Origin of the sequence: Falsiroseomonas frigidaquae, assembly GCF_012163145.1 — a bacterium.
Taxonomy (GTDB): domain Bacteria; phylum Pseudomonadota; class Alphaproteobacteria; order Acetobacterales; family Acetobacteraceae; genus Falsiroseomonas; species Falsiroseomonas frigidaquae.
The window spans coordinates 56,372-77,986 of sequence record NZ_JAAVTX010000010.1 but is presented as its reverse complement, the minus strand read 5'-3'; the positions used below and the strand labels follow the sequence as shown (position 1 = coordinate 77,986).

At 68.8% G+C, this 21,615-nt stretch carries 24 protein-coding genes; 11 read left to right on the top strand and 13 right to left on the bottom strand.

Features of this window, described 5'->3' with window-relative positions:
• Positions 1-364: 364 nt before the first annotated feature.
• Complete coding sequence (locus HB662_RS27525; protein ID WP_168055033.1) at positions 365-754, bottom strand: hypothetical protein; 390 nt, start codon at positions 752-754, stop codon at positions 365-367.
• Positions 755-1,484: 730 nt separating this feature from the next.
• On the opposite strand from HB662_RS27525, the gene HB662_RS27520 reads away from it, so the two are divergent.
• The 5 genes from HB662_RS27520 (at position 1,485) to HB662_RS27500 (ending at position 5,589) form a co-directional block, all read left to right on the top strand.
• Positions 1,485-2,453, top strand: coding sequence for an ArdC family protein (locus tag HB662_RS27520; RefSeq protein ID WP_168055031.1), 969 nt, complete (start codon positions 1,485-1,487; stop codon positions 2,451-2,453).
• Positions 2,454-2,630: 177 nt separating this feature from the next.
• Complete coding sequence (locus HB662_RS27515; RefSeq protein ID WP_168055029.1) at positions 2,631-3,545, top strand: cation diffusion facilitator family transporter; 915 nt, start codon at positions 2,631-2,633, stop codon at positions 3,543-3,545.
• Between the two features lie 28 nt (positions 3,546-3,573).
• Positions 3,574-4,320: a ZIP family metal transporter gene (locus tag HB662_RS27510; protein ID WP_168055027.1), complete on the top strand. Its 747-nt coding sequence runs from the start codon at positions 3,574-3,576 to the stop codon at positions 4,318-4,320.
• A gap of 181 nt (positions 4,321-4,501) precedes the next feature.
• Positions 4,502-4,954 (top strand): disulfide bond formation protein B, encoded by a 453-nt coding sequence (locus HB662_RS27505; RefSeq protein ID WP_168055025.1) that lies wholly within the window; start codon positions 4,502-4,504, stop codon positions 4,952-4,954.
• Positions 4,951-5,589 (top strand): DsbA family protein, encoded by a 639-nt coding sequence (locus HB662_RS27500; RefSeq protein WP_168055023.1) that lies wholly within the window; start codon positions 4,951-4,953, stop codon positions 5,587-5,589. Before HB662_RS27505 ends, HB662_RS27500 begins: the two co-directional genes overlap by 4 nt.
• A gap of 94 nt (positions 5,590-5,683) precedes the next feature.
• Here HB662_RS27500 and HB662_RS27495 read toward each other — a convergent pair whose 3' ends face one another.
• The 12 genes from HB662_RS27495 to HB662_RS27440 all read right to left on the bottom strand — a co-directional run bounded on the left by HB662_RS27495 (position 5,684) and on the right by HB662_RS27440 (position 16,746).
• A complete protein-coding gene (locus HB662_RS27495; protein ID WP_168055021.1) occupies positions 5,684-6,304 on the bottom strand; it encodes an SCO family protein in 621 nt (206 codons plus the stop codon).
• Between the two features lie 2 nt (positions 6,305-6,306).
• Positions 6,307-6,798: a copper chaperone PCu(A)C gene (locus tag HB662_RS27490; protein ID WP_168055019.1), complete on the bottom strand. Its 492-nt coding sequence runs from the start codon at positions 6,796-6,798 to the stop codon at positions 6,307-6,309.
• A gap of 531 nt (positions 6,799-7,329) precedes the next feature.
• Positions 7,330-7,821, bottom strand: a complete 492-nt coding sequence (locus tag HB662_RS27485) for a M23 family metallopeptidase (protein WP_168055017.1) — start codon at positions 7,819-7,821, stop codon at positions 7,330-7,332.
• Positions 7,822-7,868: 47 nt separating this feature from the next.
• A complete protein-coding gene (locus HB662_RS27480; RefSeq protein WP_168055015.1) occupies positions 7,869-8,564 on the bottom strand; it encodes a thioredoxin domain-containing protein in 696 nt (231 codons plus the stop codon).
• Positions 8,561-9,067: a signal peptidase II gene (gene lspA, locus HB662_RS27475; protein WP_168055013.1), complete on the bottom strand. Its 507-nt coding sequence runs from the start codon at positions 9,065-9,067 to the stop codon at positions 8,561-8,563. The genes HB662_RS27480 and lspA overlap by 4 nt, the downstream gene beginning before the upstream one ends.
• Complete coding sequence (locus tag HB662_RS27470) at positions 9,067-9,789, bottom strand: cytochrome c biogenesis CcdA family protein (protein WP_168055011.1); 723 nt, start codon at positions 9,787-9,789, stop codon at positions 9,067-9,069. The genes lspA and HB662_RS27470 overlap by 1 nt, the downstream gene beginning before the upstream one ends.
• Positions 9,779-11,332 carry an apolipoprotein N-acyltransferase gene (gene lnt / locus HB662_RS27465; protein WP_342449601.1) on the bottom strand — a complete coding sequence of 518 codons (1,554 nt, stop codon included), beginning with the start codon at positions 11,330-11,332 and terminating at the stop codon, positions 9,779-9,781. The genes HB662_RS27470 and lnt overlap by 11 nt, the downstream gene beginning before the upstream one ends.
• A 205-nt stretch (positions 11,333-11,537) precedes the next feature.
• The gene (locus HB662_RS27460; RefSeq protein WP_168055007.1) at positions 11,538-12,005 is read right to left on the bottom strand and encodes a copper chaperone PCu(A)C; all 468 of its coding nucleotides are present in this window, start codon (positions 12,003-12,005) and stop codon (positions 11,538-11,540) included.
• An 88-nt stretch (positions 12,006-12,093) separates the two neighbouring features.
• Positions 12,094-14,304, bottom strand: a complete 2,211-nt coding sequence (locus HB662_RS27455) for a heavy metal translocating P-type ATPase (protein WP_245185959.1) — start codon at positions 14,302-14,304, stop codon at positions 12,094-12,096.
• Between the two features lie 53 nt (positions 14,305-14,357).
• Positions 14,358-15,176 (bottom strand): sterol desaturase family protein, encoded by an 819-nt coding sequence (locus tag HB662_RS27450; protein WP_168055003.1) that lies wholly within the window; start codon positions 15,174-15,176, stop codon positions 14,358-14,360.
• Between the two features lie 20 nt (positions 15,177-15,196).
• Positions 15,197-15,661, bottom strand: a complete 465-nt coding sequence (locus HB662_RS27445; protein ID WP_245185958.1) for a DUF411 domain-containing protein — start codon at positions 15,659-15,661, stop codon at positions 15,197-15,199.
• A 248-nt stretch (positions 15,662-15,909) separates the two neighbouring features.
• The gene (locus HB662_RS27440) at positions 15,910-16,746 is read right to left on the bottom strand and encodes a divalent metal cation transporter (protein ID WP_342449600.1); all 837 of its coding nucleotides are present in this window, start codon (positions 16,744-16,746) and stop codon (positions 15,910-15,912) included.
• An 84-nt stretch (positions 16,747-16,830) separates the two neighbouring features.
• Between HB662_RS27440 and HB662_RS27435 the strand changes: the two genes are divergently transcribed.
• From HB662_RS27435 to HB662_RS27410, 6 genes are all read left to right on the top strand, one after another.
• Positions 16,831-18,008 (top strand): IS3 family transposase gene (locus HB662_RS27435; protein WP_245185957.1). Its coding sequence is split into 2 segments (ribosomal slippage): positions 16,831-17,095 and positions 17,095-18,008, totalling 1,179 coding nucleotides; the frame shifts between segments, so codons are not numbered across the junction.
• Positions 18,009-18,338: 330 nt separating this feature from the next.
• Positions 18,339-18,851 (top strand): hypothetical protein, encoded by a 513-nt coding sequence (locus tag HB662_RS27430; protein ID WP_168055001.1) that lies wholly within the window; start codon positions 18,339-18,341, stop codon positions 18,849-18,851.
• Between the two features lie 101 nt (positions 18,852-18,952).
• Positions 18,953-20,425, top strand: a complete 1,473-nt coding sequence (locus HB662_RS27425) for a multicopper oxidase family protein (protein WP_168054999.1) — start codon at positions 18,953-18,955, stop codon at positions 20,423-20,425.
• Positions 20,426-20,452: 27 nt separating this feature from the next.
• Positions 20,453-20,938 (top strand): DUF411 domain-containing protein, encoded by a 486-nt coding sequence (locus HB662_RS27420; protein WP_245185956.1) that lies wholly within the window; start codon positions 20,453-20,455, stop codon positions 20,936-20,938.
• 45 nt (positions 20,939-20,983) lie between these two features.
• The gene (locus HB662_RS27415) at positions 20,984-21,127 is read left to right on the top strand and encodes a hypothetical protein (RefSeq protein WP_168054914.1); all 144 of its coding nucleotides are present in this window, start codon (positions 20,984-20,986) and stop codon (positions 21,125-21,127) included.
• Positions 21,124-21,591, top strand: a complete 468-nt coding sequence (locus tag HB662_RS27410; protein WP_168054996.1) for a c-type cytochrome — start codon at positions 21,124-21,126, stop codon at positions 21,589-21,591. The genes HB662_RS27415 and HB662_RS27410 overlap by 4 nt, the downstream gene beginning before the upstream one ends.
• The last annotated feature ends 24 nt before the right edge of the window (positions 21,592-21,615 follow it).

Below are 21,615 nucleotides of genomic sequence, written 5' to 3'. Positions count from 1 at the left end.
AACTCAATCAAGGGATGCCGGGTCGACCAAACCGGGCAATCGCGTCCGCCAGCTCTGGCGTCGCGCATCCTCGGGTCCTACCTCGTGCTACGGCTCCACCAGCCTTCTGCCGCGTTGCTGATCTGCTGCCGGCTGATCAATCACCCAGCCGGTGAGCGGCGGCTCATGGCGGTCGCTGCGCCAGATTTCCCCGTGTAGGCCGATCAGGTGCAGTCGGCGTCACGCCCGACGAGCGCCACCAGGTCGCGCCGACTGAAGGTGCGGACACGGTAGGCGCAAGGCAGGCAAAGCGCTTAGTCGCGCGAGATCCCTCGACGTTGAAGCCGTAGGCGGGGTCGCTGGGCATTGTGCCGCCGCTGGTTGTCTACGGCGTCCGATGCGGGGCGGTGGGTGCCCGGCGCATCAGTACGAAGCCGCTGGCCAGCAGACGTTGGACCAGCTGCTCGGCAGCGATCTTGGAGGCGTATTCGACGCCGGTGCGCCGCGCCTTGCCGCGCGCGTCGAAGCGCATGGCAAACGCCAGGCTGTCGGCCACCTCCGCGGGATCGGCCGGACGCAGCCCCTGGCCATCCCGGTCGAGAGGTGCCGGTGGCGCGTGGGCGCCGAGCTCGATCAGCAGCGCTGTCACGGCCTCGTCCAGCGCCGCGATGGGCTGCCTCGGGCAAAGGCCGCGCGCAAGGCCGCGGGCTTCGGCGGCCGCCTCGCGGAGGCTGGCGGAGCGGGTAGCGATGCTGGCGGCAAGGATCTCGCGCATCCGTCGGAGTACCTCGGGATCGAGCGCAGAAACAAAGCTCATGCCGGCGAGCCTGTGCCAGTCGCTTCCTCAGGACTTGGTGGCGCCGGCCCGAAACCGACGTGAAACGATGCATGCCGCTCGCTTGATGCGGAATCGTGGAAAGCCGGCGTGGCGAGGCGGCGGAGCAGGGCCGCAGGCGGGGCTGGCGAGCGCTGGGAAGGAGCCGCCTCCTCGGCGAGGGAGCGGTTGAGCCGGCGCGCCGCCACCTCGCGGGCCAGCGTCAGTGGCCAAGCCGGATGCAGCGCGCGCACCGTCGCCATCGCCTCCGCCTCGTCCAGACCTCCCTCGCTGGCCCCCCGACTTAACCAACCTGCTGGAGCCGTCGCGCCGGCGGTCTCCAGGGTGGACGGTCGAGACAGTGCGGGGAGGTGGCGCGGCAGCATGCGGTCACTATGCAGGCATCCGAACATATAGGGAACAGGATTTCGGGGCCGGCGCCGTGTCTATGCCAGGATGCCCTGCCAATTCACCGGCAGCCTGATTTCGGCCGCGGACGCGGCCTTGTCTGGAGGCCTGCGGCCTCCCGGGCGTCCAGGCGACCCTGCGGGCAGCCGGGCCAGTGTCCCCGACATTCAGAAGCAGAATGCCGGGAGATACCCCTCCGGCCCCGCTGACCTGGACCCCCTCCCTCCGCTCTCCGGCGCGGGCCTCGCCCCCGAAAAGCTGTCGCTTTTCGAGGAGAGACCAGATGAGGAAGATCAGCACCGAGCCGACCACGGGCAACACCAAGACCAGCAACACGGGGTGTGAGGAAACCGGGCGCACCGACCTTTATCAGACAGTTACAAACGCCATCCTCACCGAGCTGGAACTCGGCCTGAAGCCCTGGCGCCGCCCCTGGCGCACCGCCGCTGCCTGCCTCCCCCTACGCCACACTGGCCAGCCCTACCGCGGCATCAACACCCTGGTGCTATGGATGGCCATATGCGCCCGCTGCTACACCTCCCCCTACTTCATGACCTACCGACAGGCGCAGGAACTCGGCGGACAGGTCCGACGCGGCGAGAAGGCGACCACCGTCAGCTACAGCGACACGCTGCGCCGGGTGGAGGAGACGCCGGAGGGCGAGGAGGAGGAGCGGCGCATCTGGTTCCTCAAGAGCTACGCCGTGTTCAACGCGGACCAGATCGACGGGCTGCCGGAGCGCTTCCACCCGGCCAGCAACCCGGCCGAAGCCGCACCGGTGCAGCGGATCGAGGCGGCGGAGAGGTTCTTCGCCAGCACAGGCGCCGACATCCGGCCGGGCGGGCAACGGGCCATCTACACGCCCAACCTCGACTACATCCGCATGCCGGCGATCGCCGACTTCATCTACCCGGAGGCCTACTATGCGACGCTAGCGCATGAGATGGGCCACTGGACCGGCCACTCTTCGCGGCTGGACCGGGAGACGATCACGCGCCGGCACAGCGAGGAGGCGCGGGCGGTGGAGGAGATCCTGGCGGAGCTCACGGCCGCCTTCACCTGCGCCTCCCTCGGCATCGACCACGACCTGCGCGAGGACAGTGCCGCCTATATCGGCTCCTGGCTGCGCGTGCTGGCCAGCGACAAGCGCTTCATCTTCGTGGCTGCGGCACATGCCCAGCGCGCCTGCGACTTTCTATGGATTTTCCAAGCCCGCAACGAGCAAAACGGAGGCGCTGCCGCAGCCGAGTAGCCGGCGCTCAGTCACCCGGCGGCGCCAGGCGCGCCGCCGGACAGTATTCAACGGCTAATAGTCTTTCCGTCTCTCTTTGAGACGAGCTCCACGTAAAACTACGGACATTCGCGACGAAACATCGTCGCAACCTCAATACCTTCAACAACGTTCGAGGCGCAGGGAGGGCCGCAGGCCATGCATGCGCACGGGCACGCCGAGCAAAGCAAAAATCCAGGCGGCAAAGGCAAGCGCCTGCTAGGGGCGTTGGCGCTCAATGTGGGCATCACCGTTGCACAGGTAGTGGGCGGGCTGGTGTCAGGCAGCCTGTCGCTGCTCGCCGATGCCGCGCACAATGCGAGTGACGCCGCTTCCCTCGGCATTTCCTACGCTGCCTGGCGTATCTCGAAACGCAAGCCTGACCGCCGCCGCACCTTCGGCTATGCCCGCGCGGAGACGGTTGGTGCCCTGATCAACCTGACCACGCTCTTCGTCATCGCGATCTACCTCGCCTACGAAGCGGTCTCACGCCTGCTCGATCCGCCGCAGGTCGGCGGCTGGACGATGGTGATCGTCGGCGCCATCGCCTTCGTCGAAGACGCGATCTCGGCCTGGCTGCTGTGGAAGGACCGCGGCAGCCTGAACATCAAGTCGGCCTTCCTCCACATGTTCGCCGACACGCTCGCGACAGTCGGGGTGATCGTTGGCGGCGTGCTGATCCTCCTCTACGACATCGCCTGGGTGGATCCGCTGATCACCGCGGCAATCTCGGTCTATATCTTCATCCACGCCTGGCACGAGATCCGCAAAGCCATCGCCGTACTGATGGAGAGCGCGCCGAAGGATTTCGACTACGAACGGCTCGAGGCCGAGCTGCGCGGGATGGAGGGCGTCAAGGACGTGCACCACCTTCATGTCTGGCAGCCGGACGAGGAGCGCATCGCCCTTGAGGCGCATGTCGCCGTGACGGAGAGCGACCTTGCTGCGGCTGATGCCCTGCGCCGGCGCATCCAGCAACGCCTTCGAGAGAACTTCGGCGTGGAGCACGCCACCCTGCAGCTGGAGCCCGCCGATGCGATCCGGCACGACCGGTCGCTCGTCGGGCAGGGTTGATGGCCTTTGTTTAGGACGGAGGGTCGAGATGGACGGTATCTGGTACGTCCTCTTGCTGTCCCTCCTGCCCGGTGCCGGCAACTTCGCCGGAGGGATGGCAGCCGAATTCCTGACGACGTCCCCGCGCCTGCTGAACCTCGCCCTGCACGCAGCCGCCGGCATCGTCATCGCCATCGTGTCGGTTGAGCTCATCCCCGAAGCGTTGGGCGTGCTCCCCGCCTGGTGGCTTGCCGCTGCCTTCGCTGCGGGCGGCGGGGCCTACCTGCTGACCGAGACGCTGGTCGAGCGTCTGCAAGGAGGCGGGGGAGAGGGCGGCCGGACGGGCATGTGGATGATCTACGTCGCGGTTGCCGTGGACCTGACAAGCGACGGGCTTATGCTGGGGACCGGCGTGGCGGTGTCCTCAGGCCTCGGCCTGGTGCTTGCAGCCGGGCAAGTTCTGGCTGACCTGCCCGAGGGCTACGCGACCGTTGCAAACTTTCGGAACAAGGGGGTACCGCGTCGCCGGCGAATCCTGCTCTCGGCCTCGTTCTTCCTGTTCGCGACCAGCGCGGCGCTGCTCTCCTACCTGCTGCTCAAAGGCGCGTCGGACGAAGTCAGGATGGCAGCGCTCGCCTTTGTCGCCGGACTGCTTACCGTGGCGGCCGTGGAGGACATGCTGGAGGAGGCGCACGAGGCTCGCGAAGACAATCGCCTTTCCGTAGTGGCCTTCGTCGGCGGCTTCGCCCTGTTCACCCTTGTCTCGGCGGGTCTCAAATCGGTCGCCGGAGGCTAGACGTACAGCTTGCAGGCGTTGCGGTGTCGCGAGAAGGCGGAGGCTGTGGCCGACGGCGGCGAGGGTGACGTTGATGACCTAGCCTGCGACGCCAACTATGAAGCGCGGCGGCGATGGCCATCACTCTCCAGATGGTTCAAAGATCAAGGCAACAAGCAGTCCAATGGCAGTGAGGCGTGTGATGGCGGTGACCTTGCCCAGCAAGGCATCCAATCGCGAAGGGAAAGCCTGGATTTTCCTCTTCGCGGCTTGGACGGTTGCCCTGGTATCCACCTTGGGCGCCCTCTTCATCGGTGAAGTCCTGGGGCAGGTGCCTTGTACGCTGTGCTGGCACCAGCGCATCTTCATGTTCCCGCTGGCAGTGTTGCTGGCGATCGCCTGCTATCGCTCGGATGCCGCAGTGTGGCCCTACGTGTCTGGTCTCGCCGCAATCGGCTGGTTGCTCGCCGCCTGGCATAGTCTTCTTTACTTCGGCGTGGTGTCCGAGGCCATTCAGCCCTGCGGTGCCGGACCATCCTGCTCAGGAAGCAACATGATGCTGCTGGGTACGGTGCCCATTCCCCTTCTCTCGTTGCTGGCCTTCACGGCCATCCTTGTCCTGATGTTGGCCCTGATTCGGGAGGAACGGTCATGAACCGGCGTGTGCTCGTACTGGGGACGACCGTCGCGGCGATAGCCGCATTCGGCGGCGCCGCCATTTTTTATTCCCGAGGCGAAGCCGGAGGTCCGGCCGCGACTGGACCGAGCGATGCGTTCGTCCGTCCGCATTCACCTGTCATCGGCGAATCGGACGCCCGCGTCACGGTCGTCGAGTTTTTCGACCCCTCCTGCGAGGCGTGCCGCGCGTTCCACCCCATCCTCAAGCAAATCCTTGCCAGGCACCCCAACGACGTCAAACTGGTGCTGCGCTACGCAGCCTTCCACCAGGGTTCGGACGAGGCCGTGCGCATTCTTGAGGCAGCCCGGCGACAGGATCGGTTCGAGGTCGTTCTTCAAGCCTTGTATGAGCGCCAGCCCGAATGGGCCATTCATGGCGCCCCCAACCTCGAAAATGCCTGGAGAATAGCGGGGGCTGCGGGCCTTGACGTGGATCAGGCGCGGCGGGACGCGCGCCTGCCGGGTGTCGCCCAGGTGCTCGCGGTCGACATGGCCGACGTCCAGGCGCTGCAAGTGACCAGGACTCCAACCTTCTTCGTCAACGGGCGGCCGCTGGTCTCGTTCGGGCCGCAGCAGCTCTATGATCTGATTCTCAGCGAACTTCGCCCATAACCGGGCCTCGCATGATTCGGGTTGCTGCCTTGCCCACGGCGGTCTGGGCAAGGCGGCCTGCTCAGCGCCACCGACGCAAGTCTCGCGATCTGCCTCAGCGAGACGCAGCAAGCATCCGCAGCTTCTCAACCGCCACGTCCTCGCTTTCCTTGTAGTCGAGGGTTCCGGCAAATCGCCCCGCGGCATCGAGCAGGAACACGCTCGCCGAGTGATCCATCGTATAGCTGCCGCCTTCGAGCGGGACCTTCCGGTAGTAGACCCGGAAGGCGCGCGCCACGTCGCTAATCTGCGCCTCGGACCCGCTCAGTCCGACAATCCGCGGATCGAAAGCCGTCAGATAGTCGGCCATCGCCTGTGGCGTGTCGCGCTCCGCATCGACGCTGACGAAGATCCACTGCACCCGGTCCGCATCGGCGCCGAGTGCTGCGATGAAGTTCGTCATGTCGCCCAGGGTGGTGGGACAGACGTCGGGGCAGTGGGTGAACCCGAAGAAGACCGCCATCGGCTTGCCGCGGAAATCCTGCTCCGTGACCGCTCGCCCACGATGATCGGTCAAGCTGAAGGGCCCGCCGATCGACAGGCTCGCCGGCCCGGTCGCGACGCGTTCGGGCCCCAGCGGCCCGTCGGTCACGAGCCAGCCGCCGGTGGTCGCCAGCAGCAGCAGGCCCAGGACAGCAACGCCGCCCCAGGCCGCCCAGCGGATCGCGCGGAGCATGCTCAGTCTCCGTGATGTTCGCCGGCAGGCGCCCGGGCGCCCGCGGTGGCCACTTCCAGTTCCACCGTCACGGCGCCGGCGCGCTCAAAGCGCAGCGTCAGGGGCACGCGCTCGCCTGGCACAAAGGCCCTGGTCGGCCCGACCAGCATGAGATGCATGCCCCCGGGGCGCAGCCATACCGTGCCGCCGGGCGGAAGCTGAATGCCCTCCGGCATCGGGCGCATGCGCATCACGCCATCCGTCATGCTCATCTCGTGGGCCTCGACGCTCCCCGCCATCGGCGTCTCGGCCGAAATGAGGCGGTCTGGCGCGGAACCGCGATTCACGATCGACATGTACCCGGCGGCGGTCTGCGCCCGCGCTCCGACGGCACGGGACCAGGGATGGTTGATGACGAGGTCTCCGGCACGGAAGTCGTGCGCAAAGCTTGGGAAAGCAGGCAAGGCCGTGGCAACGCAGGCCAGGAGACCGGCACGGAGGAGTGGGCGACGCATGTGATGATCCTTCCAATACGCAAACAGGCATGCACCGGCAGCGGCGCCGGCATGACGACCGTTCAGGCGAGCGTCGGAAGGATGGGGGGTGCCCGCGCGGGCGGAGGTCCGCAGGCCGGCGGCGTCAGGGTCCACGCCTCCCGCAGGGGCATGGCGGCGGGCACCGCCAGGAAGCGCGGCTCCGGTGGCCGGACGAAGGGAGGCGGGAGGCCAAGTGCGTCAGGAAGCCGACACAGCGCGCAGTGATTGCCCCGGGCGGACCGGGGTCCGTCCTTCGTGTCGTCGGGCGCAGGCAGTCCCGAATTCAGGCAGAGCTGTCCCTGCCACGCGAGGTCGAAGGCAGCCCTCTGCGTGGCCGCGAAAGCCCCGAGCGGCATCAGCAGGCGCGCAACGAGGCCCAGCAGGACCAGGACCGATATCGCGCCGCGCAACTCGCCCCAGAGTGTCCTCATGCGCTGCGCAGCCAGCCCCAGAAGGCGTAGCAGCCGGCAATCTCTGCCATGGCCGCGGCGATGAAAATCGCTGCCTGCCTCACCGCACCGGTGCTGCCTCTGCAATCTCGGTCAGGCTCGTGCAGGCGGTACGCGTCAGCCAGGGCCAGGGATCGACCGGACGGCCGCCCCGCCGCAACTCGACATGGAGGTTCGCCCCCGTGGTGCGACCCGTCCTGCCGACGGCGCCGATGGCCTGGCCCACATCGAGCCGCGTTCCAACGGCGAGGCCGGGCCCGAAGCGCGAGAGATGCGCATATCGCGACCGCGTCCCGTCCTCGTGACGGAGCTCCACCATGAGCCCGTAGTCGAAGTAGCGCCCTGCGAAGATCACGGTGCCGGGCAAGACCGCACGAACCGGCGTGCCGACCGGCGCCCGCAGATCGACCCCCGAATGCATCCGGCCGTGGCGCGGCCCGAAGCCTGAGGAAAACTCTCCTGCAACTGGCATGGCGACTGGACAGGGGGCTGCCAGGGCCTCCGCGGGTAGGGCGAAGGCCAGGGCCAGGAATGCTGAACGCGGTTTCATCATCGGCTTGGCTGTGGCGCAGGATAGCCAGGCGCGCAACCTCAGCCGGCTCACAGGCGCGGAAGCACCCTGGGCGCCGGCGTAGGGGTTGAGCCTGGCGGCAGAAGCGGCTGCACCAGTTGGGCGAAGCGCTCGAAAGTCAGGACGCCAGGATGCACCCTGCCGCCGATGACGAAGGTGGGCGTCGCCTGGACGTTGAACTCACGTGTCGCTTCCAGCCGTGACCGGATAATCGGATCGGTGAAACCGCGGTCCGTCCAGCAGGCTTCCAGGCGGCTGGCGGAAACCCCCGCCAGCCCGGCCGTACGGCGCAGCCAGCCGCGGGCATCCGGGCTGTGCGCCCAGGCCTCCTTGTTGGTGTAGAGCACGGAGAGCATGGCTTCGAACCGCTCCGGCCCGGCACAATGGACGAGCGCGGCGGCATCGACCGCAACCCGGTCGAGCGGATAGTCGCGCAGCACGAAGCGCACCAGGCCAGGATCCACATAGGCGACCTTGATCCGGGGGAAATGCTGGGTGTGGAAGTTGGCGCAGTTGCCACAGGTCAGCGAGTGGAACTCGATCACCGTCACCGGGGCGTCCTCTCGGCCGATCGCGCGCTCACCAGGCAGCGGGCGCGGCGTCTCCGGACCAGGCTCGGTGACCGCGAAGGGCGGGGCACCCGCCTGCTGCCCCAGGGCTGGAGCGGACAAGGCGAGCACGGCCAAGCCAGCCAGGGTGCCGCGGCGTGACAGATCTTCGTTCATCGGATTTCGCTCCCGGAGTCTTGTAGGGCAGTGCGGTTCGCGGCCGGTGCGGGACGCAGGCCAGTGAGGATGAGCAGGGCGACACCGCAGACAATCGCGACATCGGCCATGTTGAAGGTCGGCCAGTGCCAGCCCGCGTAATGCGCGTCGAGGAAGTCGACGACCGCCCCGATGCGCAGCCGGTCGGCGGCATTGCCGAGGGCGCCGCCGATGACGAGGCCAAGCGCCAGGGCCTCAACCTTCGATGTCGTGCGCCAGAGCCAGTGCAGCAGGAACGCGGTGATGGCGAGGGTGACCAGCACCAGGACCCAGGCGGCGCCGGCTGCGCTGTCGGCGAACATGCCGAAGGTCACGCCAGTGTTGAAGCCGAGCCGCAGGTTCAGCACGGGCAGCACCGTGATGCCCCCGCTGTAGGGCGGCCAGAGAGCGGAAAGCGCCCAAAGCTTGGTGGCCTGGTCCACGGCGCCCGCGGCCAGGGCCGCCATGATTCCAATCGAGCGCATCAGCCTAGCCTCAGCAGGAAGGGAAAGGTCTGGACAAACCAGCCCGCAATTCTGGTCATCTCGCCCAGCATCATCAGGACGCCCATGGCGGCCATGACGAGACCGGAGGCGACCTGCGCCCCGCGGCCGAAGCCACGCCATCGCCGCAACGTCGCCGCGGCCGCCGGCAGGTAGAAGGCGACCAGCAGGAAGGGCACGCCCAGCCCCAGCGAGTAGGCAAGCAGCAGAGGCGCCCCCGCGCCATCACCCTGGATGGCCGCGACCGCCAGCACGGCACCCAGGACAGGGCCGATGCAGGGCGTCCAGGCGAATCCGAAGGAGACGCCAAGCAGCGCCGCGCCGCCGGGCGTGCCGCCCGCGGCGAAGGCCGGCAGCCGCACGTCACGCAGCAGCCAGGAGGGGCGCAGCGCGCCGATCTGCACCAGGCCGAAGGCCAGGACCAGCGCCCCGCCCGCGATCTGGAACTCCAGGCTCCAGCGTCGCAGCCATTGCGACAGCGCCGATGCACCGAGCCCGAGCAGCACGAAGACCAGCGAGAAGCCCAGGACGAAGCTGGCACCCAGAAGCATGGCCCGGGCGCGCGGCGGCGCATCGCGTACGCCGGTGCCGCAGGCATAGGCCACCCAGCCCGGAACCAGCGGCAGCACGCAGGGCGACAGGAAGGAGACCAGTCCGCCGCCGAACGCCAGGAGCAGGCCGAGGGCCGAAAATTCAAGCGTCATGCGGCTCGCTTTCCCTGCGGTTCGCGGCCAGGCCGGTCAGTCCTGCGAACAGGACGGCCAGCAGCGGCCAATCTCCGAGGCGCGCATAGAGCGTCTTGCCCGGCAATGCCGCGGGCAGTGCCGCGTCCAGCACGCCGCGCGTACCGAGTGCCAGGCTCCGCCGTACACGCCCATAGGCATCGGCGACGAAGGAAATTCCACCATTCGCGACGCGCACCATGGGCAATCCCAGTTCCACCGCACGGATCCTGGCCGCCAGCGCATGCTGATGCGGTCCCCAGGAGCGGCCGAACCAGGCGTCATTGGTGAGCGTCAGGATCCATCCTGCGTCGCGGGCCGTTCCTCCGCCTCCTCTGGGAAAGATCGCCTCGTAGCAGATCAGCGTCATGGCGGCGGGCAGGCCGGGAACCGGCAATGGCGCCGGGTCCGTGCCCGGCGAGAAGTCCACCGCACCGTCCGTCAGCTTCGGCACCCCCGGCAGCCACGCGCGGAAGGGCACGTATTCGCCGAAGGGCACGAGCCGTATCTTGTCGTACGCCGAAAGGATCCGGGCCGCGCCATCAAGGACGAGCACGCTGTTCCGCATTGAGGGCTGGCCGGTCGCATCCAGGCTGCGCCGCACCCCGCCGGTAACGAGGGCACCGTCCGGCGGCACCACATCCGAGAGTGCCGCGCGGACCGCAGCCTCCTCCGCGATCAGATACGGTACCGCTGTCTCGGGCCAAAGCAGGTGCGTCGGCTCTGCGCCCGATGCTCCCGGCACGCGGCTGAGAGCGAGGAGATCGGCGAGGATGCGCGCCCTTTCGGAGGATTCCCATTTGAGGGATTGCGCCACGTCGGGCTGCACCAGGCGCAGCCGAACATCCGGCAGGTCAGGTGGCAGCGGGACCACGAGCCTCGCCGCGCCGCCGGCCCACAGCAGCGCCAGGCAGGCGGCCGCGATGCCCATTGGCCAGACCCGCCGAACGGAAAGCGCGAAGGACGGCAGCGCCGCGAGGAGGATGGTCGCCAGACCGAGGCCATGGATCCCGATGAAGGCGGCAAGCTGTAAGGGCGCATCGGCGAAGCCCCAGACATGCCCCGCGAGATTCCACGGAAAGCCGGTGAGGATCGTCCCGCGCAGCCATTCCCCCGCCGTCCAGCAGATCGCGAGAGCGACGAGGAGACGCATACCGCGCCTGGGACCCGCGACCCAGCGCGCAGCCGCCAGCGACAAGGCGGGAAACAGGGCAAGACCTGCCGACAACGCCGCGAGGGACGGCAGGGCGAGTGCACCGAAGGATTCGGCATCCACGGCAAATGCCTTGGTGATCCATCCGAGCCCGACAGCGAAGTTGCCGAGGCCGAACAGCCAACCAAGCAGGAAGGCGCCGCGGACCGAACGTGTCCGCTCCAGCAACAGGAACAATCCGCCGAAGCCGAGAAGGAAGGCCGGCAGAAGGTACAGCGGCGCGAAGGCGAGCGGCGTTACGGCCCCAAGGACCAGGCCCGCGGCATTCGGCAGCACCACAAGCTGGAGTGACGACAACCTCGCCTTCTCCACCGAGGCGGCGCAGGCAGACGCGTCCCGAACGCCTGCCCTCATCTCTGCTCCGTCGCGCGTGTCCTCCGCGCCTCCCCCTGCTCGTCCATCCGCGCGATGGTGATGGCGTAGAACACGGCTACGAGGGTGAGGAGCACCGCAAGGATTGCGCGAGAACGGCGCTTCTGGGCGGCCTTGCGCAGATCATCAGGAGGCGCCTTGCCGTTCAATGATCGTGACCGCGAAGCTCAACGGCGATTTCGCCGGCTCGTTCGAAGCGGAGGAACACGCGGATCGCGTCCCCTGGCCCAAGGGGCTGACGCAAGCCGTCCAGAGCAAGGTGTGGTCCACCGGGTTCCATCGTGAGGGTGCCGTCGGGCGGAATGGAAAAACCCTCGGGCGGCGATCGGAATGCCGTGGCAGAGACCGGATCGCGCTCCAGCATCCGTACAGCTTCGACGTCGGGCGACCAGGCGGAGACCAGACGGGCTGTCATCGAGCCGGTATTCCGAACAACAAGGAATCCTCGGCTTTCGCGAGCTTCCGGCGGCACGGCCTGCGCCCAGCCGCCGCTGACGACGACCGACCCGCCCTGTCCATCCTGCGCGGCAGCCGGGCGGGAGGAGACTGCCTGCCAGGCGATGGCGATTGCCAGCGCCAGCCAGCGGCGTCGAGGTTCACGCTGGTCCTTCAATCGAACATCTCCCACAATCAGGATTTCCGGCGGTTATGATCGCCCCGCTCCTCATGCCCCGCTGGAGCCCGCCTTCCGGCCGCCGCCATCAAGCTCGGGGCCGCCACCCCAGCAGGCGCAAGGCATTCAGCGTGACCAGCACGGTGGCCCCGGTATCGGCCAGGATCGCCGGCCAGAGGCCGGTCAGGCCGATCAGCGTCGTCACCAGGAACACGCCCTTCAGCCCGACCGCCACCGCCACGTTCTGCTTCACGTTGGCCATGGTCGCCCGCGACAAGGAGACCAGCTCCGCCACGCCCGTTACGCGGTCCTTCAGCACCGCGGCATCCGCCGTCTCCAGCGCCACGTCGGTGCCGCCGCCCATCGCCACGCCGACGGAGGCTGCCGCCAACGCCGGCGCATCGTTGATGCCGTCGCCGACCATGACGACCGGGCCGCCCTCCATCAGGCGGCCGATCTCCCGCAGCTTGTCGTCCGGCAGCAGTTCCGCCTTCACGTCCAGGCCGAGCGAGACGGCGATGGCCTCGCCGGTGCGGCGGTTGTCGCCCGTCAGCATCACCGGCCGCACGCCAAGCGCCGAGAGAGCCGCGATACCTTCGCGCGCATCCGCGCGCGGCTCGTCGCGCAGCGCGATCAACCCAAGCATGGTGCTGTCAGCGAGCAGGACGGCGACGGTCTTGCCCTCGGTCTCCAGTCGCGCCAGCTCCTTGTCGAGGTCGCCAAGCTGGGCGCCGGCCTCGCGGGCATGGCGCGGGCTGCCGACGCCGATGAGGCGTCCGCCGATCGCGGCCGTGACCGCCTTGCCGGGAATGGCGGCGAGGTCGGTTGCAACCGGAAGGGCGAGGCCCCGCGCCTCGGCTTCGGCCAGAATGGCCTTGGCCAGCGGATGCGCCGAGCCCTGCTCGACGGCCGCCGCGAGTTCGAGAACCTGCTGCTCCGTCTGGCCGGGCGCCGGCAGGATGTCCGTCACGCGCGGGCGGCCCTCGGTCAGGGTGCCAGTCTTGTCGAAGGCGACGGTGCGGGCGGCGCCGATGGCTTCCAGCGCCGCGCCTCCCTTGACAAGGAGCCCGCGCCTGGCGCCGGCCGAGAGGCCGGAGGCCATGGCGGCCGGCACCGAGATCACCAGAGCGCAGGGGCAGGCGATCAGCAGCACCGCCAGGCCGCGATAGAGGCTGGTGCCCCAGTCCCAGCCCAGCAGGAAGGGCGGCACCAGGATCACCAGGGCCGAGACGATCATCGCCCCGGGAGTCCACCACTCCGAGAAGCGCTCGATGAAACGCTGGGTCGGCGCACGTGAGGCGGTCGCGTCCTCCACCATGCGGATGATGCGGGCGATGGTGTTGTCGGAGGCGGCGCGCGTCACGCAGACCCGCAGCGCGCCATCGGCGTTGATCGACCCGGCAACCACCACCTCGCCCGGTCCGCGCGAAACCGGGATGCTTTCGCCGGTCACCGCACTTTCATCCAAGGCCGAGGTGCCGTCCTCGATGGTGCCGTCGCAGGGTACCCGGTCGCCCGGCCGGACCAGCACGAGGTCGCCGACCGCCAGCCTGTCGGCGGGCAACTGTTCGGTGCTGCCATCCGCGCGCAGGCGCAGCGCCACGCGCGGCATGAGGTCGGCCAGGGCGCGGATGCCGGCGCGGGCGCGGCCGGCGGCGACATTCTCCAGCAATTCGCCCACGGCGAAGAGCAGCACGACGACCGCGGCCTCCTCCGCCGCGCCGATGACCGTGGCGCCGGCGGCGGCCGTTACCATCAGGGTTTCGATGGAGAAGGGCGTTCCGGCCCGGGCGAGTGCCCAGGCGCGGCGCCCGAAGGGTACCAGGGCGATCAGCGTCGCGGCCAGGAACAGCGGGTAGGTCAGGCGCTCCGGCAGGGCGAGAGACAGCGCATAGGCGCCGAGGACGAGGCCGCCGAGCAGCCATACCAGCTTCGCTTTGGACGTGGCCCACCACGCCCTCTCGGCATCCGCGGGATCGTCATGGTCATGGCCGTGACCATGCGGGGCCGGTGCCGCATCGTGGTCGTGCCCGGCATGGTGCTGTCCAGACACCTGCCGATCCGAGGCCGCCGCAGGCGCCAAGGTCGTCGCCGTGTAACCGAGCGCCGCCACCTGCTTCACGACAGCCTCAGGCGTGGTGGCGCCAGGGGCCAGCGAGAGCGACAGCCGCTCCGCCATCAGGTTCACCTCGACGTCGCCCACGCCGGGCAGTCGTTCGACAGCCCGCGTCACCTTGGTGACGCAGCTGGCGCAATCCATGCCCTCGACCCGCCAGGCCAGCCGTGTTGTCGCGTTCATCCGCGTCATCCCATCCCGCTGGGAACGGTATGGGACTTCTAGTGGCTAGAGGTTCAAGTCCCTTTCTGAGGAAAACCGGCAGGGGGCGTGCCGGCCAGGGGCTGCAGCAGGAGGCGGTCCAACCTTTGCTCCCTGGCGGTGCGCCAGCCTGGCACCCCGATCACCGCGCCATTGAGCCCCGCCGCCGGGGCGGCCCTGTAGCTGCCGAATAGGTGATCCCACCAGGGCAGGCAGAAGCCGAAGCAGCTATCAGTCTCGGCCTGGACCTCCGAATGATGGGTCCGGTGCATGTCCGGCGTCACCACCAAGCGCCGCAGCCAGCGCTCCATGCGAGCCGGGATGCGGATGTCGGCATGGTTGAACAGGCTGGTGGCGTTCAGCAGCACCTCGAAGGCCAAAACCGCCACGGGCGGCGCCCCGAGCGCCACGACAACCGCCACCTTGATGCCAAGCGAAAGCAGGATCTCGACAGGATGGAACCGCAGCCCCGTCGTGGCATCCAGCTCCGGGTCCGCATGGTGCATCCGGTGCAGCCGCCACAGCGCCGGCACGAAATGGAACACCCGATGCTGCCAGTAGATCGACAGGTCCAGCACCAGGACAGCCACCGGCAGGGCAAGCCAGAAGGGGGCGCCAAGGGCCGGTAGCAGGCCAAGGCCCCGCGCCTCTGCCCAGACCGCCACGCCTACCGCTCCGGCCGGCGCTACCAGCCGCAGAACGACGGAGCCGATCACCGGCAGCGCCAGGTTGGCTGGCCATCGCCGCCAGCCGAGCGGCCGCACCAGGCCGCGCGCCCAAGTCCGCTCGGCAAGGACCATGGCCGCCAACACGCCGATGAACGCGGCGAGCCGGATCGTCGCCTCGGCGGCCATGGCGGTGGACGTGCCCTCCCCTAGGCCGGCTGAGTGCCGTGGAACCGCATGTAGGGGCGGTGCGGCGCCTCACCGAAGGCGATGACGTCGTAGCTGTCGGCGGGCTGCCCCGGCACTTCCATGCCCGGCGAGCCCACCGGCATCTCCGGAACGGCCAGGCCGCGGACCCCGGCCGGGCGTTCGGCCAGGAGACGGCGGATGGCTGTCGCGGGAACGTGGCCCTCAAACGCAAAACCTTCCGCCGCGCCGGCATGGCAGGACAGCAGGTCGGCAGGCGTGCCGAGCCGCCGACGCACGGCGCCCAGCGCCTGCGTCACCTGGTCGTCCACGATGAACCCTTCGGCGCGCAGATGTGCCACCCAGCCGGTGCAGCAGCCGCAGGACGGATCGCGCCAAACGGTGACCCGGACGGGCTCCGCCGCCCACGCAGCACCAGGAAGCGTGGCTGCGGCGGCAAGCAACAGATGGCGACGGTGCATGGACATGGCTATTTCCTTGGTCCTGTCGGTTCCCGAGCGATTGGCAGCATATGGGACGTGCTCCGCAACGCGCCATTGGCACCCGGCAATGGCGGCCGGTGCATCCACCGGCGCAGGCAGTGCAGGATCTTATGCTTCCGGAGCCGTGGCATTGGATGCCACCCGCCGATGGCCGACGCGCTGCACGCGCCAGCCCGCTGAACCTCACTCCCCGAAGGCTGCGTCGTACAGCAGCTTCATGTTCAGCCCGAGGATCACCGCGGCCGTTGCCCAGCCCAGCCCAGCACCAGCTGCCAGGTCGGCGCGACGAAGACCCCGAGCCTCCGCTTGTCCTGCGCGAAGAGCATCAGCGGGATCACCGCGAAGGGCAGCTGGATGGAGAGGATGACCTGGCTCAGGATCAGCAGCTGCGCCGTTCCGCTGGTGCCGTAGAACCAGGTGACCAGGATCGCCGGCACGATCGCCACCAGCCGGGTGACGAGCCGGCGCAGCACCGGGTGCAGCCGGAAGCGCAGGAAGCCCTCCATCACCACCTGGCCGGCCAGCGTCGCAGTCACCGTGGCGTTCAGCCCGCAGAACAGCAGCGCCAGGGCGAACAGGGTTGCGGCCAAGCCGCTGCCGAGCAGCGGCGCGATCAGGTGGTAGGCGTCGCCGATCTCTGCGACCTCGGTATTGCCCGTGGTGTTGAAGGTGGCGGCCGCGGTGATCAGGATGGCGGAGTTGATGAACAGCGCCAGCGTCAGAGCGATGGAGCTGTCGATGGTCGCGAACTTGATCGCCTCGCGCTTGCCCGCTTCATCGGTCTTCCAGGCGCGCGACTGCACCACGGCAGTATGGAGATACAGGTTGTGCGGCATCACCGTCGCACCCAGGATTCCCATCGCAATGTAGAGCTGCGTCTGGTTCGTCACGATCGAGGCGGCCGGGATGTAGCCGTTCAGGACCGCCGCCCATTCCGGCTGCGAAAGCGCGATCTGCACCGCGAAGCAGCCAAAGATCAGCGCGATCAACCCAAAGACCAATGCCTCAAGCCAGCGTACGCCCTTGTTCTGCAACCATAGGATCAGGAAGGCGTCGAGCGCCGTCAGCATCACCCCGTAGAGCAGGGGTGACCTTCCCCCCTGCCTGGGATCCAGCTGTGATGAGAGAGTTGGCTTCCTTGGAAGGAGGCAGTGATGCCGAGGAAGCGTCGTACGGCGGAGCAGATCATCGCGCTGCTGCGGCAGGCTGAGGTGGAGTTGGCGCAGGGCCAGACGGTGGGGGAGATCTGCCGCCGGCTCGCGGTCTCGGAGGCGAGCTTCTATCGGTGGCGATCAGAGTACGGCGGGCTGAAGGTGGACCAGGCGCGTCGGCTGAAGGAGCTCGAGCGCGAGAATGCGCGGCTGAAGCGGGCGGTGGCGGAGCTGACGCTCGACAAGCAGATTCTGAAAGAAGCCGCGGAGGGAAACTTCTAGGCCCCGAGCGCCGCCGGGTCGGGGTGCGGCATGTGCAGTCGGTGCTCGGGGTTTCCGAGCGCCGCGCCTGCCGCACGCTGGGCCAGCCGCGATCGACGCAGCGCAAGGTGCGGGCGGTGTCGGCCGATGAGACTGCACTGACCGATGCGGTGGTGTCGCTTGCGGCGAAGTACGGCCGCTACGGCTATCGCCGGATCACGGCGCTGCTGCGGGCCGAGGGCTGGCGTGTAAACGCCAAGCGCGTGGAGCGCATCTGGCGGCGCGAGGGGCTGAAGGTGCCGCGGCGGCAGCCGAAGCGGGGCCGACTGTGGCTGAACGACGGCTCCTGCGTTCGGCTGCGGCCGTGCTGGCCGGGGCATGTCTGGGCGTATGACTTCGTGCAGGACCGGACGCATGACGGGCGGCGCTTTCGCATGCTGACGGTGATCGACGAATACACGCGGGAGTGCCTGGCGATCGTGGTGGCGCGGCGGCTGACGTCGGACGACGTGCTGCAGGTGCTGACGGATCTGTTTGTCGAACGTGGGCCGCCTGGGCACATCCGCTCCGACAACGGGCCGGAGTTCGTGGCGAAGGTGGTGTGCAGCTGGCTCGGCCGGGTCGGGGTGACGACGCTGTTCATCGAGCCCGGCAGCCCCTGGGAGAACGGCTACAACGAGAGCTTCAACGGCAAGCTGCGGGACGAGCTGCTGGACCGAGAGATCTTCTATTCGCTGCGGGAAGCTGAGGTGCTGATCGAGCGCTGGCGGCGCCACTACAACACGGTCAGGCCGCACAGCGCGCTGGGCTATCGGCCGCCGGCGCCGGAAGCGGTGTTGCCCTGGCCGGCTGGCCCCGACTACGCTCCGCTCCGGCAGGGCCAGCCGGCCAGGCCAGAACACGGGCCAAGTCTCTCATAGCTCGTGGATCCCCGGTCAGGGGCAGGTCAGCCGCGCCCTGCCGTATGCCACCCCTCCTTCCCCGGTTCTTTAATCGCGGCTCATCACGCAAGGAAATTCTACTGCCGCTCCGACGCATCTCTGCCCTGATGCAAGTTAGCGAGGCCGGGCAACAGCCTGGGCCAATTTAGCAACTGGCCACCGTCGGAGGCGGTGCGCCAACAGTTCACCGGCACAAGCTGCCCTACGTTGCTCCCAGCGGCTTGAGCAGCGCCGGGTCATCGTCGTCCACGCCGGAGACGTTCTTCCGCTTGACACCGGCCATTCCCGCAGTGCGTCGGCGGGCGCCGGGTGCAGCGCCTCCGAAGCGAACTCGACACGCCGCCCGACGATCTCGCGGTCCTGCAGCAGATGCTGCGAAAGGTGGTCACTGTGGCGGCGCATCGTGGGATCATCGCCCACAATCGCGTGGAATTCGCACTCGGGGTCGACGCGGCGCCAACGCCGCACTATCTAAAGTCGATGCATGGTTTTCTGCGCACAATATTGCTTGCTCTGATTCTGGCTTTCGCGGCCGGGACGGTGCTGCACGTTGCCAGCGCGACGGCCATGGATCTTGCCATGGCGGCGGCTCCATCCACTGATACGCAGATGCCTGGCTGCGACGGCTGCGACGACGGCTCCGGCTCCGCCATAGCTTCCTGCGCGGCACTTTGTGCCGTGCCTCCGGTGGCGCCGCCCGCCGGCCCGCATTTGGTGTTCCTCGTTCCACCTCTGGCCGAGCCCATCCCAGCTGTGCTCGCCCTGGCCGGGCTGACTGGTTCGCCCGACCTTCATCCTCCCAGAGTCATCGTCCTGAGCTAAGGAACCGCGCCGCGTGTCGGCGCCGGACCTCCACTGCCGCCTGTCCGCCCGCTCGTGCGTGCGGCTGGCTATCCGCACTCGCGGAAGGACGTCATATCACCATGCCTATTTCCCGCCTGCCGATACTCGGCCGCAGGTTCCTCATGCTAGGTGGCGCGGCCGCTTTCTCGGCGACTGGCCTCCGCCCGGTGCCCGCCGTCGCCCGGGCCGCTGATAGCGCCGTCTCAGGCGGCAGCACCATCCGGCTCATCGCGCGCCCCGGGCGCGCGGCCCTTGCTGGCCCGCCTCACTTCGGGCCCGAAACCGCAGTCTGGGGTTACGACGGCCGGGTCCCGGGCCCTGAAATCCGGGTCCGCCAGGGCGAGCGGCTGCGTGTGGTGCTGGAGAACCGTCTGTCGGAAGAGACTACGATCCACTGGCACGGGCTCCGGGTGCCGAACGCGATGGACGGCGTGCCGCACCTGACCCAGCCCCCGATCGCACCGGGAGAGAGCTTCGCCTACGAGTTCGATGCCACGGACGCCGGTACCTACTGGTACCATCCCCACGTCCGGAGCTTCGAGCAGGTGGCGCGGGGCCTCTACGGCCCGCTTGTCGTCGAAGAGCCCGAGCCGCCACCCACGATCGACCGCGACGCCACCTGGGTGCTCGACGACTGGCGTCTGCTGGAGGACGCACAGATTGCGGGCGGCTTCGGCAACGCCATGGAGGCCGGGATGACCGGCCGCATCGGCAACACCGTCACGGTGAACGGCCGCGTCCCGCATGGGGGCTTCGCGGTGCGGTCCGGCGAGCGACTGCGGCTGCGGCTGATCAACGCCGCCAATGCGCGCATCTTCGGCCTGGTCTTTGAAGGGCACGAGCCTGTGGTCGTTGCTCTCGACGGCCAGCCGGTCGCGCCGCACGTGCCCGAGGACGGGCGCGTCGTGGTCGGGCCAGGGATGCGCGTGGACCTGGTGCTCGACATGACCGGCCAGCCGGGCGCGCGTGCCCGCGTGCTCGACACCTACTACGCCAAGCTTGAGTACAGGCTGCTCGAAATCGCCTACGGTGCGGAGCCGCTGCGCCATCGTCCGCCCACGGCGCCGATCCCCGGCCTGCCCGCCAACCCGGTCCCCGAGCCGGACCTCGCGCGGGCCGAGCGACATGCGGTGGTGCTCGGCGGCGGGATGATGAATCCCCTCGAGGGCGCGCTCGTGGACGGGCACTGGCTGGACGTGCGCGAGATGATGCGCCGGGGCCTGACCTGGACGGTCAACGGGACTGCGGCGGCGCCCGGTGTCCATGTGCACGAGCCGCTGGCGGTGCTGCGCCGCGACGCCTCCTACGTGCTGGCGATCCGCAACGAGACGGCCTGGCCGCACCCGATGCACCTGCACGGGCACTCTTTCCGGGTGATCGCCCGCAACGGCGTCCCGACCCGCCACCGCGAGTGGCAGGACACCGTCCTGATCCCGCGGCGCGAAAGCGCAGAGATCGCCTTCGTCGCCGATAATCCCGGCGACTGGATGTTCCACTGCCACGTCCTCGAGCACCAAGCCGCGGGGATGATGGGCCTGGTCCGTGTGGCCTGACCGAAACCCAGAGAGGAGAACCAGCGAATGATGCCCACCACCCGCCGCGCCACCTTCCGCGCCGTCCTGGCCGCCACCGCCGCCGTCGTCCCGCTGACCCGGCCCGTCCGCGCTGCCGCCGCTCAGCCCCCGGCCGCGTCGCGCGAGGCCACGCTTTACAAGAACCCGCAGTGCGACTGCTGCGAGGGCTACGCAGCCTACCTGCGCGAGAACGGCTACGTGGTACGGGTCGTGCCCAGCCACGACCTCGCGCTGATCAGCCGACAGCAGCAGGTACCGCCGGCGCTCGAAGGCTGCCACATCACGATGGTGGATGGGTACACCGTCGTGGGCCATGTGCCCATCGGCCCCGTGAACCGCCTGCTCGCCGAGCGCCCGGACATCCGCGGCATCTCGCTACCCGGCATGCCGATGGGCTCCCCGGGCATGGGCGGCCCGAAGGCCGCGCCCTTCACGATCTACACGATCCAACGGGATTCGGCGGCGGAGCCCGCGGTCTATGCGGTCGAGTAGGGCTGCCGAGGGCCGGGCGCGGCCGTTCCACAGCGGGAGACATCGATGATGTGCGGCATGATGGGCAGCGGAACGATGGGAACGGCGATGATGTGGGGCATGGGGCTGGTTGGGCTCCTGCTCCTCGCCCTGCTCGTCCTCGCGGTCGCCGCTCTGGCCAAGTATGTGTTCGGGCGGCGGGGTGGATGACCAAGGGCCGCGCGCTCGCGTTCGGCGCCGCCGGCGCTCTCGGAGCGGCGGCGCTCGGGTTCGGCTGGCTTGGACCGTCGGCACCGGCCATTGCCGACGCGGGCGACCCTGCACAGGTAGCGCTTGGCCGGCGCGTTTACGCCGAGAGCTGCGCGTCCTGCCACGGCGCGAACCTCGAGGGGCAGCCGAACTGGCAGGCGCGCCGGCCCAACGGGCGCCTGCCCGCCCCGCCCCACGACGCCACCGGGCACACCTGGCACCACCCGGACGCGCAGCTGATGGAGCTTACGCGGAAGAGCCTGACCGGGATCCTGCCCGGCTACGAGAGCGACATGCCCGCCTTCGAGGGCGTGCTGACGGAGGCCGAGATCGCAGCCGTCATCGCCTTCATCAAGAGCACCTGGCCGCCCGACATACGTCGCCGGCGCGAGGAGCGCCTCGGCACGGCTGCCGGTCGCTCCTGACACCACCCGACGTCCACCCCTGCC

Bases quoted from the DNA above. Each gene is read 5' to 3' on its own strand.
- HB662_RS27525 (WP_168055033.1), bottom strand. From the start codon at position 754: ATGCGCGAGATCCTTGCCGCCAGCATCGCTACCCGCTCCGCCAGCCTC.
- HB662_RS27520 (WP_168055031.1), top strand. From the start codon at position 1,485: ATGAGGAAGATCAGCACCGAGCCGACCACGGGCAACACCAAGACCAGC.
- HB662_RS27515 (WP_168055029.1), top strand. From the start codon at position 2,631: ATGCATGCGCACGGGCACGCCGAGCAAAGCAAAAATCCAGGCGGCAAA.
- HB662_RS27510 (WP_168055027.1), top strand. From the start codon at position 3,574: ATGGACGGTATCTGGTACGTCCTCTTGCTGTCCCTCCTGCCCGGTGCC.
- HB662_RS27505 (WP_168055025.1), top strand. From the start codon at position 4,502: ATGGCGGTGACCTTGCCCAGCAAGGCATCCAATCGCGAAGGGAAAGCC.
- HB662_RS27500 (WP_168055023.1), top strand. From the start codon at position 4,951: ATGAACCGGCGTGTGCTCGTACTGGGGACGACCGTCGCGGCGATAGCC.
- HB662_RS27495 (WP_168055021.1), bottom strand. From the start codon at position 6,304: ATGCTCCGCGCGATCCGCTGGGCGGCCTGGGGCGGCGTTGCTGTCCTG.
- HB662_RS27490 (WP_168055019.1), bottom strand. From the start codon at position 6,798: ATGCGTCGCCCACTCCTCCGTGCCGGTCTCCTGGCCTGCGTTGCCACG.
- HB662_RS27485 (WP_168055017.1), bottom strand. From the start codon at position 7,821: ATGATGAAACCGCGTTCAGCATTCCTGGCCCTGGCCTTCGCCCTACCC.
- HB662_RS27480 (WP_168055015.1), bottom strand. From the start codon at position 8,564: ATGAACGAAGATCTGTCACGCCGCGGCACCCTGGCTGGCTTGGCCGTG.
- lspA (WP_168055013.1), bottom strand. From the start codon at position 9,067: ATGCGCTCGATTGGAATCATGGCGGCCCTGGCCGCGGGCGCCGTGGAC.
- HB662_RS27470 (WP_168055011.1), bottom strand. From the start codon at position 9,789: ATGACGCTTGAATTTTCGGCCCTCGGCCTGCTCCTGGCGTTCGGCGGC.
- HB662_RS27455 (WP_245185959.1), bottom strand. From the start codon at position 14,304: ATGAACGCGACAACACGGCTGGCCTGGCGGGTCGAGGGCATGGATTGC.
- HB662_RS27450 (WP_168055003.1), bottom strand. From the start codon at position 15,176: ATGGCCGCCGAGGCGACGATCCGGCTCGCCGCGTTCATCGGCGTGTTG.
- HB662_RS27445 (WP_245185958.1), bottom strand. From the start codon at position 15,661: ATGTCCATGCACCGTCGCCATCTGTTGCTTGCCGCCGCAGCCACGCTT.
- HB662_RS27440 (WP_342449600.1), bottom strand. From the start codon at position 16,746: ATGCTGACGGCGCTCGACGCCTTCCTGATCCTATGGTTGCAGAACAAG.
- HB662_RS27425 (WP_168054999.1), top strand. From the start codon at position 18,953: ATGCCTATTTCCCGCCTGCCGATACTCGGCCGCAGGTTCCTCATGCTA.
- HB662_RS27420 (WP_245185956.1), top strand. From the start codon at position 20,453: ATGATGCCCACCACCCGCCGCGCCACCTTCCGCGCCGTCCTGGCCGCC.
- HB662_RS27415 (WP_168054914.1), top strand. From the start codon at position 20,984: ATGATGTGCGGCATGATGGGCAGCGGAACGATGGGAACGGCGATGATG.
- HB662_RS27410 (WP_168054996.1), top strand. From the start codon at position 21,124: ATGACCAAGGGCCGCGCGCTCGCGTTCGGCGCCGCCGGCGCTCTCGGA.